The 12221-nt window shown below is 69.6% G+C and carries 13 protein-coding genes; 3 read left to right on the top strand and 10 right to left on the bottom strand.

Annotated features, from left to right (window positions below; all coding sequences use genetic code 11):
• Window positions 1-277 precede the first annotated feature (277 nt).
• The 8 genes from M8859_RS12505 to M8859_RS12470 are packed head-to-tail and all read right to left on the bottom strand — an operon-like array spanning window position 278 to window position 7914.
• Entirely contained in the window at window positions 278-1219 is a 942-nt protein-coding gene (locus M8859_RS12505; protein ID WP_249644240.1) for an ABC transporter substrate-binding protein, read from the bottom strand.
• A 31-nt stretch (window positions 1220-1250) separates the two neighbouring features.
• Complete coding sequence (locus M8859_RS12500) at window positions 1251-1958, bottom strand: class II aldolase/adducin family protein (RefSeq protein WP_159928277.1); 708 nt, start codon at window positions 1956-1958, stop codon at window positions 1251-1253.
• 13 nt (window positions 1959-1971) lie between these two features.
• Window positions 1972-3141 (bottom strand): LLM class flavin-dependent oxidoreductase, encoded by a 1170-nt coding sequence (locus tag M8859_RS12495; RefSeq protein WP_195070623.1) that lies wholly within the window; start codon window positions 3139-3141, stop codon window positions 1972-1974.
• Window positions 3138-4238: an LLM class flavin-dependent oxidoreductase gene (locus M8859_RS12490; protein WP_195070624.1), complete on the bottom strand. Its 1101-nt coding sequence runs from the start codon at window positions 4236-4238 to the stop codon at window positions 3138-3140. Before M8859_RS12490 ends, M8859_RS12495 begins: the two co-directional genes overlap by 4 nt.
• Window positions 4235-5260 (bottom strand): ABC transporter substrate-binding protein, encoded by a 1026-nt coding sequence (locus M8859_RS12485; protein ID WP_159928283.1) that lies wholly within the window; start codon window positions 5258-5260, stop codon window positions 4235-4237. Before M8859_RS12485 ends, M8859_RS12490 begins: the two co-directional genes overlap by 4 nt.
• Window positions 5257-6036: an ABC transporter ATP-binding protein gene (locus tag M8859_RS12480; RefSeq protein WP_249644239.1), complete on the bottom strand. Its 780-nt coding sequence runs from the start codon at window positions 6034-6036 to the stop codon at window positions 5257-5259. Before M8859_RS12480 ends, M8859_RS12485 begins: the two co-directional genes overlap by 4 nt.
• Window positions 6033-6872: an ABC transporter permease gene (locus tag M8859_RS12475; protein WP_159928287.1), complete on the bottom strand. Its 840-nt coding sequence runs from the start codon at window positions 6870-6872 to the stop codon at window positions 6033-6035. Before M8859_RS12475 ends, M8859_RS12480 begins: the two co-directional genes overlap by 4 nt.
• Window position 6873: 1 nt before the next feature.
• Complete coding sequence (locus tag M8859_RS12470; protein WP_159928289.1) at window positions 6874-7914, bottom strand: NrtA/SsuA/CpmA family ABC transporter substrate-binding protein; 1041 nt, start codon at window positions 7912-7914, stop codon at window positions 6874-6876.
• Between the two features lie 256 nt (window positions 7915-8170).
• Between M8859_RS12470 and M8859_RS12465 the strand changes: the two genes are divergently transcribed.
• From M8859_RS12465 to M8859_RS12455, 3 genes are all read left to right on the top strand, one after another.
• A complete protein-coding gene (locus M8859_RS12465) occupies window positions 8171-8926 on the top strand; it encodes an IclR family transcriptional regulator (protein WP_195070626.1) in 756 nt (251 codons plus the stop codon).
• A 151-nt stretch (window positions 8927-9077) separates the two neighbouring features.
• Window positions 9078-9896, top strand: a complete 819-nt coding sequence (locus M8859_RS12460) for an SAM-dependent methyltransferase (protein WP_159928293.1) — start codon at window positions 9078-9080, stop codon at window positions 9894-9896.
• A gap of 85 nt (window positions 9897-9981) precedes the next feature.
• Window positions 9982-10335, top strand: a complete 354-nt coding sequence (locus M8859_RS12455; protein ID WP_195070627.1) for a hypothetical protein — start codon at window positions 9982-9984, stop codon at window positions 10333-10335.
• Here M8859_RS12455 and curA read toward each other — a convergent pair whose 3' ends face one another.
• On the bottom strand, window positions 10336-11352 hold the full coding sequence (gene curA, locus M8859_RS12450; RefSeq protein WP_159928297.1) for an NADPH-dependent curcumin/dihydrocurcumin reductase: 1017 nt from the start codon (window positions 11350-11352) through the stop codon (window positions 10336-10338).
• Window positions 11353-11412: 60 nt separating this feature from the next.
• Window positions 11413-12186 carry an SDR family oxidoreductase gene (locus M8859_RS12445; RefSeq protein ID WP_159928299.1) on the bottom strand — a complete coding sequence of 258 codons (774 nt, stop codon included), beginning with the start codon at window positions 12184-12186 and terminating at the stop codon, window positions 11413-11415.
• Window positions 12187-12221 lie beyond the last annotated feature (35 nt).

Here is a 12221-nt window from a genome sequence, read left to right as displayed (position 1 = left end):
CAGTGCGGCGCCGAACCTTCCGCTGAGATCACCGTGACCGCGGGGAGGGCACAATGCACACCGCTTTCTTGATTCCACTGCTCATCACACTATTGATCGTCACCGCGACGGCAGTCGTGGCCGGTTATGCCACCGTTGTCGCAGCGTATTGGTTCGAGCTGCGCTCAACCGAGAGACACGGTGGCCGACCGGATATTTCACCTCGCTGACCGGGGCGGAACACCAAACGCGCCGGGGCGTCGATCCGACACTGCGGCGCGTTCAGCCGTTCAGCCGTTCAGACCGATGCCACCGATTCGGCGAGCACCGTCCGGCCGATCCACGGCAGGACCACATCCCGGACGCGCACCGTCCGCGGCAGCAGACCGTTTGCGGTCAGCAGATCCGCCGCGTGCTGCTGCTCGTCCAGGAAATCCTCGGATACGGGTTCGACGCCGAACGGCCTGCCGCGCAGGGCGGCTTCCCACTCGTCCAGGCTCGCGGTGGCGCCACGGGCGATCGCGTCGTCCACGAAGTACTGTGCGGCCGCTCGCGGGTTCTCCCTGATCCAGGCGTCGGACTGCTGCAAAGCGGTGATGATCGCCGTCAGCGCCGCGCGATTGTCTTCGGCGAAGTCCCGGCGGGTGAACCACAGCGAGGGATGGCTGAACAGGGACTCGGTGTCCACGAGGGTCCGCAGCTCGGTGGCCGCCTCGACCGCCGCGAGACCCGGGTACGCGCCGACCCAGGCGTCCAGGTCACCGCGCAGCAGCGCCGCGCCGCCGTCGTGCACGTCGGTGTCCACCGGCTCGATGTCTCGCCAGGCAAGTCCCGCGCTGTCCAGCGCGAGCAACGCGAGGGTGGTCTGCCAGGAACCGTGCGCGATGCCGACTCGCTTGCCCTTCAGATCCAACACGGTCTCGATACCGGAATCGGCCTTGGTGACCAGGCGGCCGTTCTCCACCCGAGGTCCGGAGATGCCGACGTAGACGATGTCGCGCCCGCCCGCGAGCGCGGTCAGCGGCGGTGTGAAGCCGGTGCCGATGAAGTCGTAGCCTCCGGTGAACAGATGATCCGAATGCGACGACGGCAGTCCCGTCCTCGGGTCGACCGGCGCCGGGCGGGGCAGGTCACGCAGGTCGACCCATTCCGGATCGGGCAGCAGCTTTTCCAAGATGCCGCGGTGGCGCAGGACGAACAGTGAATTGTTGTGCGGGAAGTAGCCGACACGAACGGTCATGATGGTCCTCGATTTCGGTGGGTGGCGCCGGTCAGATCAAGCCGCGTCGGCGGGCTTCGTCGGCGAGTCCGCTGCGGCTCCACTGCACCGCCAGGTTGGACGGATCGAATTCGACCGCGCCGCCGAGGGTTTCGGCGATCGCCTGATATTGCGCGCCCTCCTCGAGCAGCACGACGAACTTCGCCAGCTCCAGCAACCCCGAGCGGCCGATCACGTTCGCGCCGCCGTTCGCTTCGAAGATCGCGACCAGGTCCGGGTCGTCGACCAGCTTCGACAGGATGAAATCCCCCGCCCCGATGCTGCGATCGATGTGCGGCGGAATGGCCCTGGACAGGGTGAGGCGCTGCGAGGCCGCGTATCGGATCGGCAGCGTGCGGTGAGTCTGCGCCCATCCGCCCAGCCACGGCGTGTGGATGTGCACCACGGAGGTGATCTCCGGATGCGCGCGGAACACCTTCGCGTAGCCGGTGACGAAGCCGGCGGAGCCGGTCCCGGACAGCACCTCGCCGTCGAAGGTGGCGATCACCGGCGCGACGGTACGGTCGTCGGCCCACGGCCCCGGCTCGTTCAAGGCGACGGCGATCTCCTCGCCCGGCACGCGTTCCACGAAGTTGACGGTGCCGTTGCCGGAAACGGTGCCGGTCTCCCGGAACACTCGGAACGCCTTCTGCGCGTCGCGGGTGGCGGCGGCGACGAAAGCGGTGACGGACTCCGGCAATCGGGTCTCGGTGGTGGTCATTGTCTCTCCTGAATCATCGAGCGGGGGAAAGGGACGTCGCGGCGGCAGACGCGGTGAGCCGGGACCGGCCGAGCAGTGGAAGCACCTCTTCGCCGACGCGGTAGGCCTCCTCCAGGTGCGGGTTGCCAGCGAGGATGAACGCGTCGACGCCGAGGTCGATCAGCTCGTCGAGCCGCTGCGCCACCTGCTCGTAGCTGCCGACCAGGCCGAACGCCGGTCCGCCGCGGATCAGGCTGAACCCGCACCAGACGTTGGGCTGTACTTCCAGGTCGCGGTACCCGGTGATAATTTCGGGCACCCAGCCCTGGATACGGGCGGCACCGACCGAATCGCCCTTGGCGGCCCGCTCGGCCGCGCCGCGGTCGATGAAGGCCCAGCCCTTCTCGATCTCCGCCCAGGCCGCCTCCTCGGTGTGCCGGGCCAGGATGTCGATGCGGACGGCGAATCTCGGTGTCCGGCCGATCGTCGCGGCGTGTGCGCGCACGCCGTCGAACTTGGCGCGCAGATCGCCGAACGGCTCCAGCCAGGACAGGTAGTAGTCGGCGTGCTTGCCTGCGGCTTGGACCGCGGCGGCCGAGGACCCCGAGAAGTACACCTCGGGGAACGGCTGTCCGGCGATGCCCGGCGCAAGCGCGGCGCCCTCGGTGCGGAAGAACCGGCCGTCGTGGTCGTAGGGCTCGCCGTCCCACACGCCGCGCAGCACGTCGAGGAATTCGCTGGTGCGCGCGTAGCGATCGTCGTGCGCCACTTTGTCGCCCCACCACAGCTGGGCGGGCCCGCCGCCGCCGCTGATGATGTTGTAGACCAGCCTGCCGCCGGTAGCGCGCTGCAAGCTCGCCGACATCCGCGCCGCCTGCACCGGATGCAGGAAGCCGGGCTGGAAGGCGACCATGAACCGGTAGGTGGTGGTCTCCCCGGCCAGCGCGGCCGCGACCGCCCACGGGTCGTCGGTCACCGGGAACGACGGCAGCAAGCCGCCGAGGAAACCGGCCGATTCGGAGGCTTTCGCCACCGCCGCCATGTGGTCGATGTAGCCGTAGCCGTCGAGTGCGCCGCCACGGATGGCGGGGGCGATGTTGCCCGGCCCGTAACCGCCTGCGTGGCCGCGGTTGTATCGGCGCGGGGTGCGCAGCGAGGCGTGGTCACCCTCCATGCCGATGCGCCAGTAGATGTCGATGGTCATGCGGTTGCCTCCTGAGCGGTCAGGGTGCGCCCGACCGGGTCGGCGAGGAACAAGAGATGTTCGCCCGCGCGATGCAGTTCCTCGATGTGCGGGTGCCCCGAGAGCACCACGCTGTCGACGCCTGCCTCGGCGTAGGACGTAAGGCGGTGCGCCACCTGGGCGTAGCTGCCGACGAGGCCGATGCTCGCGGCGTATCCCAGGTCGGCGAACCCCGACCAGCGGCCGTCGCCCAGATCGTGTTCCCGTGCGCCGGGTCCATCCGGGTGCACCTCGCGCCACTGCCGTTCGACGCGCGCCCACGCCTCGTCCTCGGTTTCCCGCGCGATGACCGGCAGCTCCAGTCCAGCCCGTACCGTCCGTCCCGCCGCCGCGGCGCGAGCGCGCAGGGCGCCGATCGCGGTCCGCACGCCCGCCGCGGTCTCGGTGAAAACGTGCACGTCCCCGTGCTGGGCCGAAAGCTCGAGCGCCGCGGCGGAATCGCCGGACAGGTAGACCGTGGGGAACGGCAGCCCCGACAGGATGCCGCGAAAGCCACCGTCGATCACGTCGTAATGAGCGCCCGCGTAGTGGAACCCGGTGCCCGCGAATCCCGCCGCGGCCACCGGAGCGTCGTTCCATACGCCGCGGGCGACGGTGAGGAATTCAGCCGCCCTGGCGTAGCGGTCGTCTCCGGTGACGCGATCGCCGCGGGTCCGGGCGTCGGCGGGGTCGGTGTCCACGGCCGGCCGCCATGCCAGGCGTCCGCCCGAAATACGTTGCAGGGTCGCGGACATCTTCGCGGCGTAGACCGGTGTCCCGAAGGCGGGCTGGAATTCGACGACGACGCGGGAGTATCGCGTGCCGCGCAGCGCGCCGCCCGCGACGATCCACGATTCCTCGCCGTCCGGGTCGTAGGGCGCGAGCACCCCGTCCAGTCCGGCCAGTTCGGCGGCATCGATGATCTGGGCGAGGTCGTCGAACGGGCCGTACCGTCCCGGCCGCAGGTCGGTCGCGGGTGTCCCCGGCACGGGTCCGCCGAAGCCGCCGCGGTTGCGCTGTCGCGGTCGGGCGTGGCGGCCGTCGCCGCGGGAAGGCAGACGCCACAGGAACTCCGTCATGCGGGCACCCGCCCGGACTCGACGAGTTCCCTGGCCCGGGCCAGCGGTTCGGGCGCGACCCAGGAGTCCAGGTCGAAATCGGCGGCGAGGAAACCGTGTGTGTAGAGGAAGTGCTTCTGCACGCCGAGCAGCTCGATCCGCTCTTCCGACAGCGAGGGGTGCAGGTCGCGGTGGAAGTTCTCGCCGTACGCCGCGACGACACCCTCCGGGCCGGACAGCGTTTCCCGTTGCAACACCTCCCGCACCCCGTGCAAATCGCCCGCGGCCCAGTCCGCCGCCCGCAGACTCTGCGCGAGGAACTCCACGACCACCTCCGGACGCGCCTGGAGCAAGTCGGCGTGCACGGTGATCGGGCGGGGGGTGCCGTTGTTGACCCGCGAGCGTTTGGCGTCGGTGGCGTCCAGATCCACGGCGACGCGCAGACCGTGCTCTCGCGCGACTTCCTGAGCGCGGGCGCCCTTGACGTAGACGGCGTCCACTTCGCCGCGCAGCAGTTCCTCGACACCCCAGGTGACGGCGCGCCGGTTCGCCTGGACTTCGGTGCGCACCTGCGGGTTCCGCTCGACGCCGAGTTCGACGATGGTCACGTCGGCCAGGGTGTGTCCACCGAGCCACAGTGCGTTCGCGAAGCCGTGCAGGGCCATCGCCCGGGGGAAGCTGCGCGCCTGGTCCTGTGCCCACGCGGGAACGCCGACGCGCAGCCCGGTCAGCTCGGCGGGGCCGCGGACCGTCGAGTCCGGACCGACCAGAATGGCCTGTGCCTCATCGATCCAGGTCAATCCGATCAAACGGGTCGGCGATCCCTGTGCGCGCGCCGCGAGGGCCGGAACGTTGCCGCCCTCCCGGATCAGCCCGGACAGGTCGTGCAGGAAGTGGTGGCCGGCCAGCTCCGGTCCAGCGTCCTGGAGGACGCCGAAGTCGAGCCCGGCCCGCGTGGCGGTATCGCCGAGCCAGCCGAGGCTGTGCGCGAGCCCGCTCGCGGTCGGAACCGGGCAACGGGTGTACCAGAGGGTGTCGGTCATGGGGCACTCCTTGGAGCGGGCGTGGTGTGACCCACGCCGAGCTGGGTGAGGAAAAGGGATCGGTAGCGCAGGGTCTCGGGGTCGGCGCGGTCGCGCGGGTGGGCCACGTCGATGTCGACATCCACGGCGAAGCGCCCGTTGTCCAGGATCAGCACCCGGTCGGCCAACCGGATCGCCTCGTCGACGTCGTGGGTCACCATCAGTACCGCGGGACGGTGCCGGGCGACGAGGTCGCCGACCAGATCCTGCATCTGCAAGCGGGTCAGCGCGTCCAGCGCCGCGAACGGCTCGTCGAGCAGCAGCAGTTCGGGGTCGCGCACGAGGGCGCGAGCCAACGCAGCGCGCTGCGCTTCGCCGCCGGAGAGTGTGGCAGGCCACTGCCGGGCTTTGCCGACGAGGTTGACCTCGGCGAGCGCACGCAGTCCCGCTTCCCGGTTGTGCCGGGACCGGCGCTGCCCGACGATGACGTTCGCCAGCACCCGTTTCGAAGGGATCAACCGCGGCTCCTGGTACACGGTGGTGCGCCTGCCGGGGACGAGCACCTCCCCTGCGTCCGGCGCTTCGAGTCCGGTGAGCAGGCGCAGCAGCGTGGTCTTGCCGGTGCCGCTGGGCCCGAGCAGGACGACGAACTCGCCGCGCCGGATGGTCAGATCGGCGCCGTCGAGAACCGTCTTGTCGCCGAAGGACTTCCGCAGGCCGGTGATCGATACCGCGACCGGTTCGGTCGGCACGGGCGCGGTGGTCAGCTCCGCTCCGGGTTCGGTGACGGCGGTCATCGGATCGCCACCTGTCCGCGCCATGGCATCGCGAAGCGCTCCGCCAGCCGAACCAGCCCGTCGAAGACCAGACCGAGCAGCGCGTACAACACGACGCACAGCACCATGTAGTCCGTGCGGTTGTACTCCTGGGCCAAGGTGACCAGGTAGCCCACACCCTCCCTGGTGCCGACCTGTTCGGCAGCGATGAGACCGGTGATGCTGATGGACAAGCACACCCGCAGCGCCATCAGCACCCCGGGCAGCGCCGAAGGCAGGACGACCTCCAGCACCAGCCGCGGGCCCGCCAGCCCGAAACCGCGGGCGGCCTCGACCATCTTGCGGTCGACGTTGCGGACGCCGAGGTAGGTGTACGCGTACATCGGCGCGACCGTCGCGACGGCGATGAGCAGCACCTTGTACAGCTCGTCGATGCCGAACCAGGCGATGAACAGCGGCACCAGCGCGAGGAACGGCACCGCGCGCAGGATCTGCATGGTCGAGTCGACCAGTTCCTCACCGAGGCCGGACAACCCGGACAGCAGCCCGAGCGTCAACCCGATGGCCACGCCGATGCCGACGCCGAGCGCGGCGCGCACGAACGACGCGACCGCGAAGTCGACCAGCTGGCCGGTGCCGAGCAGCTCGGTGAATGCCGTCCACACGGCGGGCGGGCCCGCCAGCACACGCTCGGAGAGTGCTCCGGTCGCGGAGCCCACCCACCAACCGGCCACGATCACTGCCGGAAGCAGGAACCGTAACGGCACCGAGAACCAAGTGGGCCTGCGCTTTCCGACGCGGCTACGGGGCGGGGCGAGCTCAGTGGGCCCCGGCCCCGCCGCGGCGATCACCGCCATCTCAGCTGCCCGCCTGGACCGATGCCAGCTGCTCGGGCGTCAGCTTGGACTTCAGGTCGTAGAAGATGTCCGCGGCGGTGATCCTGCGGGTGATGACGCCGTTGTCGAAGAAGGTGTTCACCACGTCGGCCAAGGCGGCGGCGTCCGCCTCGTTCGGCAGGTGCGGCACGCTGGCCTCGGCGCCGACCCGGTGGGCGTCCGACAGCCGCTGGCCCGACAGCGCGCGCGGACCGGTCTTCTCGAAGACGTTCTCGAACTCGGCCGGGTTGGCCCGTTGCTTCACCGACAGACCCTGCAGCACTTCGAGATACTTCGCCGCCACGTCCGGGCGCTGCTCGAGCACCTCGGTGCGGAACACGACGACCGTATTGTCGTTGGAGCCGATACTCTTCTCGGTGGCGATCTCGACACCGCCGTTGGCCTTGGCCTCCTGGTAGGGCACCAGGAACGACGCCCAGCCGTCCACCTTGCCGGTCGCGAACGCTGAAGCGGCGTCCTTCTGTTGCAGCGGAACCCGCGTCACTTTGTCGGCCGGGACCCCTGCCTGCGCGAGCGCCTTGAGCAGGATGTACTCGCCCTTGGCGGCGGGATTCACCGCGACGCGCTTGCCGACCAGCTCGGCGACCGAACGCACGCCCGATTCCGGAGCCACGATGATGCCGCTCTGATCCTTGCCCGCCGGATCCTGTACCGCGACGATCCGCACGCCAACGTCCTTGGACAGCGCGCCGACGACGGGGCTGAACGCCGCGCCGGACACGTCGAGTTCTCCGGTGTTGAACAGCTTCAGGTTCGAGCTGAAGCCGGGGGTGATACCGACCCACTCGATCTTCGCGCCGAGCGGCGCCAGCGCCGCGTCGAAGGTTCCGTCGCGCTTGCCGACCGCCAGCGGCCCGGAGTTGCCGGGATCGGCGACCTTCAGCACGAAAGAGGATCCCGCGCCGGTGTCGTCGTCGGCGTCCGAACCACACGCGGCGACGAGTGCGACTAAGGGAACGATCGCTAGCGCGATGCGCATGAGGGCTTGCCGCCTGCGGGACATCGTGAGGACTCCTTGTCGGAAATGTCGATCAATGCCTTCGCAGAGTAGGGAGGAGGAGACCTGGTCACGAGGTAATGCTTTCCGTGGATCGGAAAGCTTGACATATCGGGGTCAGTGCCCAGCTCGCCCGAAACCCCCCTTACTTCCGCTCCTAAACGGAGTGTTGCGGAAGTATCCACCTTGACCTTCTCATCGCTTTCCAAATATCGGAAAGATCGAACGGTTTGGTCCGCAGCCCTGTGTTACCGTCGCATTCGTGGAACCCTCCGGCGTGCAGACCGTCACCCGCGCTCTCTCGGTCTTGGACTGCTTCCGCGACGGCCGGGAGCGCGGCGTCTCGGAGGTGGCGCGGCAGCAGGGCCTGGCGGTGAGCACCACGCATCGCCTGCTGGCCACGCTCGTGCAGGCGGGATTCTTGGAGAAGAACGCCGAATCCAGCAGGTATCGCATGGGCGGCGCACTGGCGGAGTGGGGACAGATCGCCTACCGCCAGCACCGGATCTACCTCGCCGAACCATATCTGGAACACCTCGCGGGCACCACCGGCGCCAGTTGCTCGGTCGCCACCCGCCACGGGATCCACGCCGTACTGCTCGGCACCAGCCGGTGGCGGGAGACCGACGGGCACGCGCTCCAAGGCGTACGCCTGCCCCTGCACGCCAGCGCGCTCGGCAAGGCGCTGCTGGCCTGGTCCGAGGCCACCGACGAGCAGCTGCGCGAGCTGCCTTACGACGAAGGGACCGAGCGCTCGGTGTCCGGGCCGGGCGAGCTGCGCGCGGAACTGGTCACCACACGCGAGCGCGGGTACGCCTACAACGACGAGGAACTCGATCCCGGATTCCGCACCATCGGGCTGCCCATCCTCGACCCGGCGGGCCGCTGCCGGTTCGCGCTGGGTCTGCGCGGCCCCACGACGTTGATGATTCCCGAACGCGTGCCGTTCTTCGTCGAACTCGCGAAGGTCACCGCACAGGAGATCTCGGCCGGATTCGCCGCCGCCGACCAGGTCTGAGCGAAGATCGGGATCATCCGGTCGAATCACCGTGTGCCAGATGTTCGCACCCCTATCCTTGACGCGTAATTCGTCACACGGGGTCGTCATTCGGGAGGCGACAGCGGTGCCGCGCCGGCTGTGCCCGGCGCCGCCTCGGAAGGGAGTCGCCATGCCGGACGGTCACGCGTGGGTGCGCGCCGGGTCGCCGATCAAGCTCGACACGAACCTCGCGCACGAGGCGCGGGTCTACGACTATTGGCTCGGCGGCAAGGACAACTACCCCGCCGACCGCGCGCTCGGTGACACGATCGCCACGCACATTCCCGGCATCCGCGATATGGCTCGCGCCAATCGCGCGTTCCTCGGCCGGGCGGTGCGCTGCCTCGCCGGCGAGGCGGGCATAGATCAATTCCTCGACATCGGCGTGGGCCTGCCCACAGCCGGCAGCACGCACGAGGTGGCCCAGCGGATCGATCCGTCCGCGCGCGTAGTCTACGTCGACAACGACCCTCTCGTACTCGCCCACGCCAGAGCCTTGATGGCGGGCAAACCACCAGGCCGGATCGCGTTCCTCGACGCCGATCTCCGCGATCCGCGCGCCATTCTGGACGCGCCCGTCCTGGCCGACACTTTCGACCCGGACCGGCCGATCGCGATAATCCTGGTGGCGATCATGATGTTCCTACCCGACAGCGCCGATCCGCACGGCGTCGTCGGGAGGCTGCTGGACGCGGCGCCGTCGGGCAGCTACCTGGTGCTCACCCATTCCACCGCCGATTTCGACCCGCGTGCGATGGCGCGCGCGACGGCCGCGGCCGAGCGGGCGGGCATCGCGTTCCGGCCGCGCAGCCGCGAGGAAACCGAAACCTTCTTCACCGGCACCGAACTCCTGGAGCCGGGTGTCGTGCCGATCACCGCCTGGCGTGCGGAATCGGATGCCGAGCCGCGATCAGCCTGGTACTGGGCGGGGGTCGGGCGCAAGCCCTGAGCCGAAGCGGGCGACGTTTGAGCCGTCGCGGCGCGGCAATCACGTCGGATGGACCCGACGGCCGCGGACGGCGAAGGCGGTGAACATGGTCGAAGACGTCGAGAAGCGCTGGCGCGATCCGCGCGGCTTCCGCCGCGCCGTGACCTACGTCGCCTCGGTGCTCGCCACCGCCGCGCTGGTCTTCGTGCTGATCCTGCTGTGGGCCGCCCAGCGCGAGTGCGCGGAACGGGACAGGCTGCTGTGTGACAGCGCCGCGCAGGTCGCCGTGGTGCTCGGACCGTCCGCGATCCTGCTGATCGGCGGCATCGGCGCCTTCGTCGAAACCTATGTGCAGTGGCGCCGCGGCCGGACCTGGCCGATCTGGCAGGGTGCGGGCTGGTTCCTGTTCGTGCTGATGGTGGTGTACCTCGGAATCGGCGGCGGCGCGGTCGCGCGTTGATCAGTCGGCGACCCGCACGACCACCTTGCCGAAGTTACGCCCCTCGAGCATGCCGATGAACGCCTCGGGCGCTGCCGCCAAGCCGGGCACCACGTCCTCGAGATAACGCACACGACCCTCGGCGACCCATTCCCCCATCTGCCGCAGGAAGTCCGGGAACAACTCGCGGACGAACTCGGTCTGGATGAATCCGCGCACCGTCAGGCTCTTGGTCAGGATGCGGCCGTAGTAGGCGGGCAGCCGGTCCGGCCCCTCCGGAGCGCCGGCCGCGTTGTAGTTGGCGATCAGCCCGCAGACGGGCACGCGCGCGTAGGTGTTCAGCAGCGGATAGACCGCGTCCGCCACCGCGCCACCGACGTTCTCGAAATAGACGTCGATGCCGTCGGGCACCGCCGCCGCCAACTGCTCGGTGAAGTCGGGGGCGCGATGGTCGAGCGCGACGTCGAAGCCGAGTTCGTCCAGGTAGGCGACCTTGCGTGGCCCACCCGCGATGCCGACCGTGCGCGTGCCGCCGATCTTGGCGATCTGGCCGACGGCCGAGCCCACCGGTCCGGTGGCCGCGGCCACCACGAGTGTCTCCCCCGGCTGGGGTTTGCCGATCTCGCGCAGTCCCGCGTAGGCCGTGAACCCGGGCATGCCGAGTACACCCAGTGCGGTCGAGACCGGGGCCTTGCCCGGGTCGAGCTTGCGTAGCCCACGCGCCGGGGCGACGTCGTGGGTCTGCCACCCCGAATAGGCCAGCACCACATCGCCTTCCGCGACCGACGGGTCGCGGGATTCGAGCACTTCGGCCACGGTGGCGCCGACCATCACCCCGCCGATCTCCACCGGGTCGGCGTAGGACTCGGCCGAGCTCATACGGCCGCGCATGTACGGGTCGAGCGACAGGTAGAGGGTGCGCAGCAGGACTTCGCCCTCATCCGGTGCGGGGAGCTTCGCGATCTCGGTCCGGAAATTCTCCGGGGTGGGCGCGCCCACCGGCCGGGAAGCAAGCACGATTCGCGTCGACTCGACCATGCGCCCCACCCTAACCGGAAACGCGGGCGCCGGACGTCCGCGCCCGATCGTGTCCGGCGCTCACCACGACGGCGCTTTCGGCCCCAGGAACAAGCCGCCGTTCACCTCCAGCGTCTGGCCGGTGACCCAGCGCCCGTCGTCGGAGGCGAAGAAGGCCACCGCGTCGGCGATGTCCGCGCCGCTGCCGACGCGCTCCAGCGCGGTCATGCCCGCGACGCCCGCGATCGCGCCGTCGTTGGTGTGCAGCCAGGAGTTCATGTCGGTGTCGGTGATGCCCGGCGAGACCGTGTTCACCGTGATCCCACGCGGCCCCAGCGTGTTCGCCAGCGACCTGCTCAGCACGTTGAGCGCGCCCTTGGTCATGCCGTAGACGACCTCCGGCGTGGCGAACCAGGTGACGCCGGAGGAGATGTTGACGATGCGCCCGCCGTCGCGCAGCAACGGCAACGCCCGCTGGACGATGAACAGCGGCGCCCGTACGTTGACCGCGAACAGCCGGTCGAAGTCCTCGGGCGTGGCCTGCTCGACGGTGGCCTCGTAGGCGATGATCGCGGCGTTGTTCACCAGGATGTCCAACGGCCTGCCGCCCAAGCCTGCCGCCAATTCGCCGAACAGCTGGTCGATGTCGCCCTCGACGCCCAGTTCGGCGCGCACCGGGAACGCCCGGCCGCCCGCGCGCCGGATCGCCGACACCGTCGCTTCGGCCGCCTCCTTGTTGGTGCCGTAATGCACGGCCACCTCGGCGCCGTCGGCGGCAAGGCGCTCGGCGATGGCCCGGCCTATCCCCCGCGAGGCCCCGGTAACCAGGGCGGTCTTCCCGTTCGACTCGGTCATTCAGCACTCCCGCACTCTTGTTATGGAACGTTCCC

The organism is Nocardia sputi (genome assembly GCF_023501985.1).
Note: the sequence above shows the minus strand (reverse complement) of the source record. Positions and strands in the feature narration are given on the sequence as shown.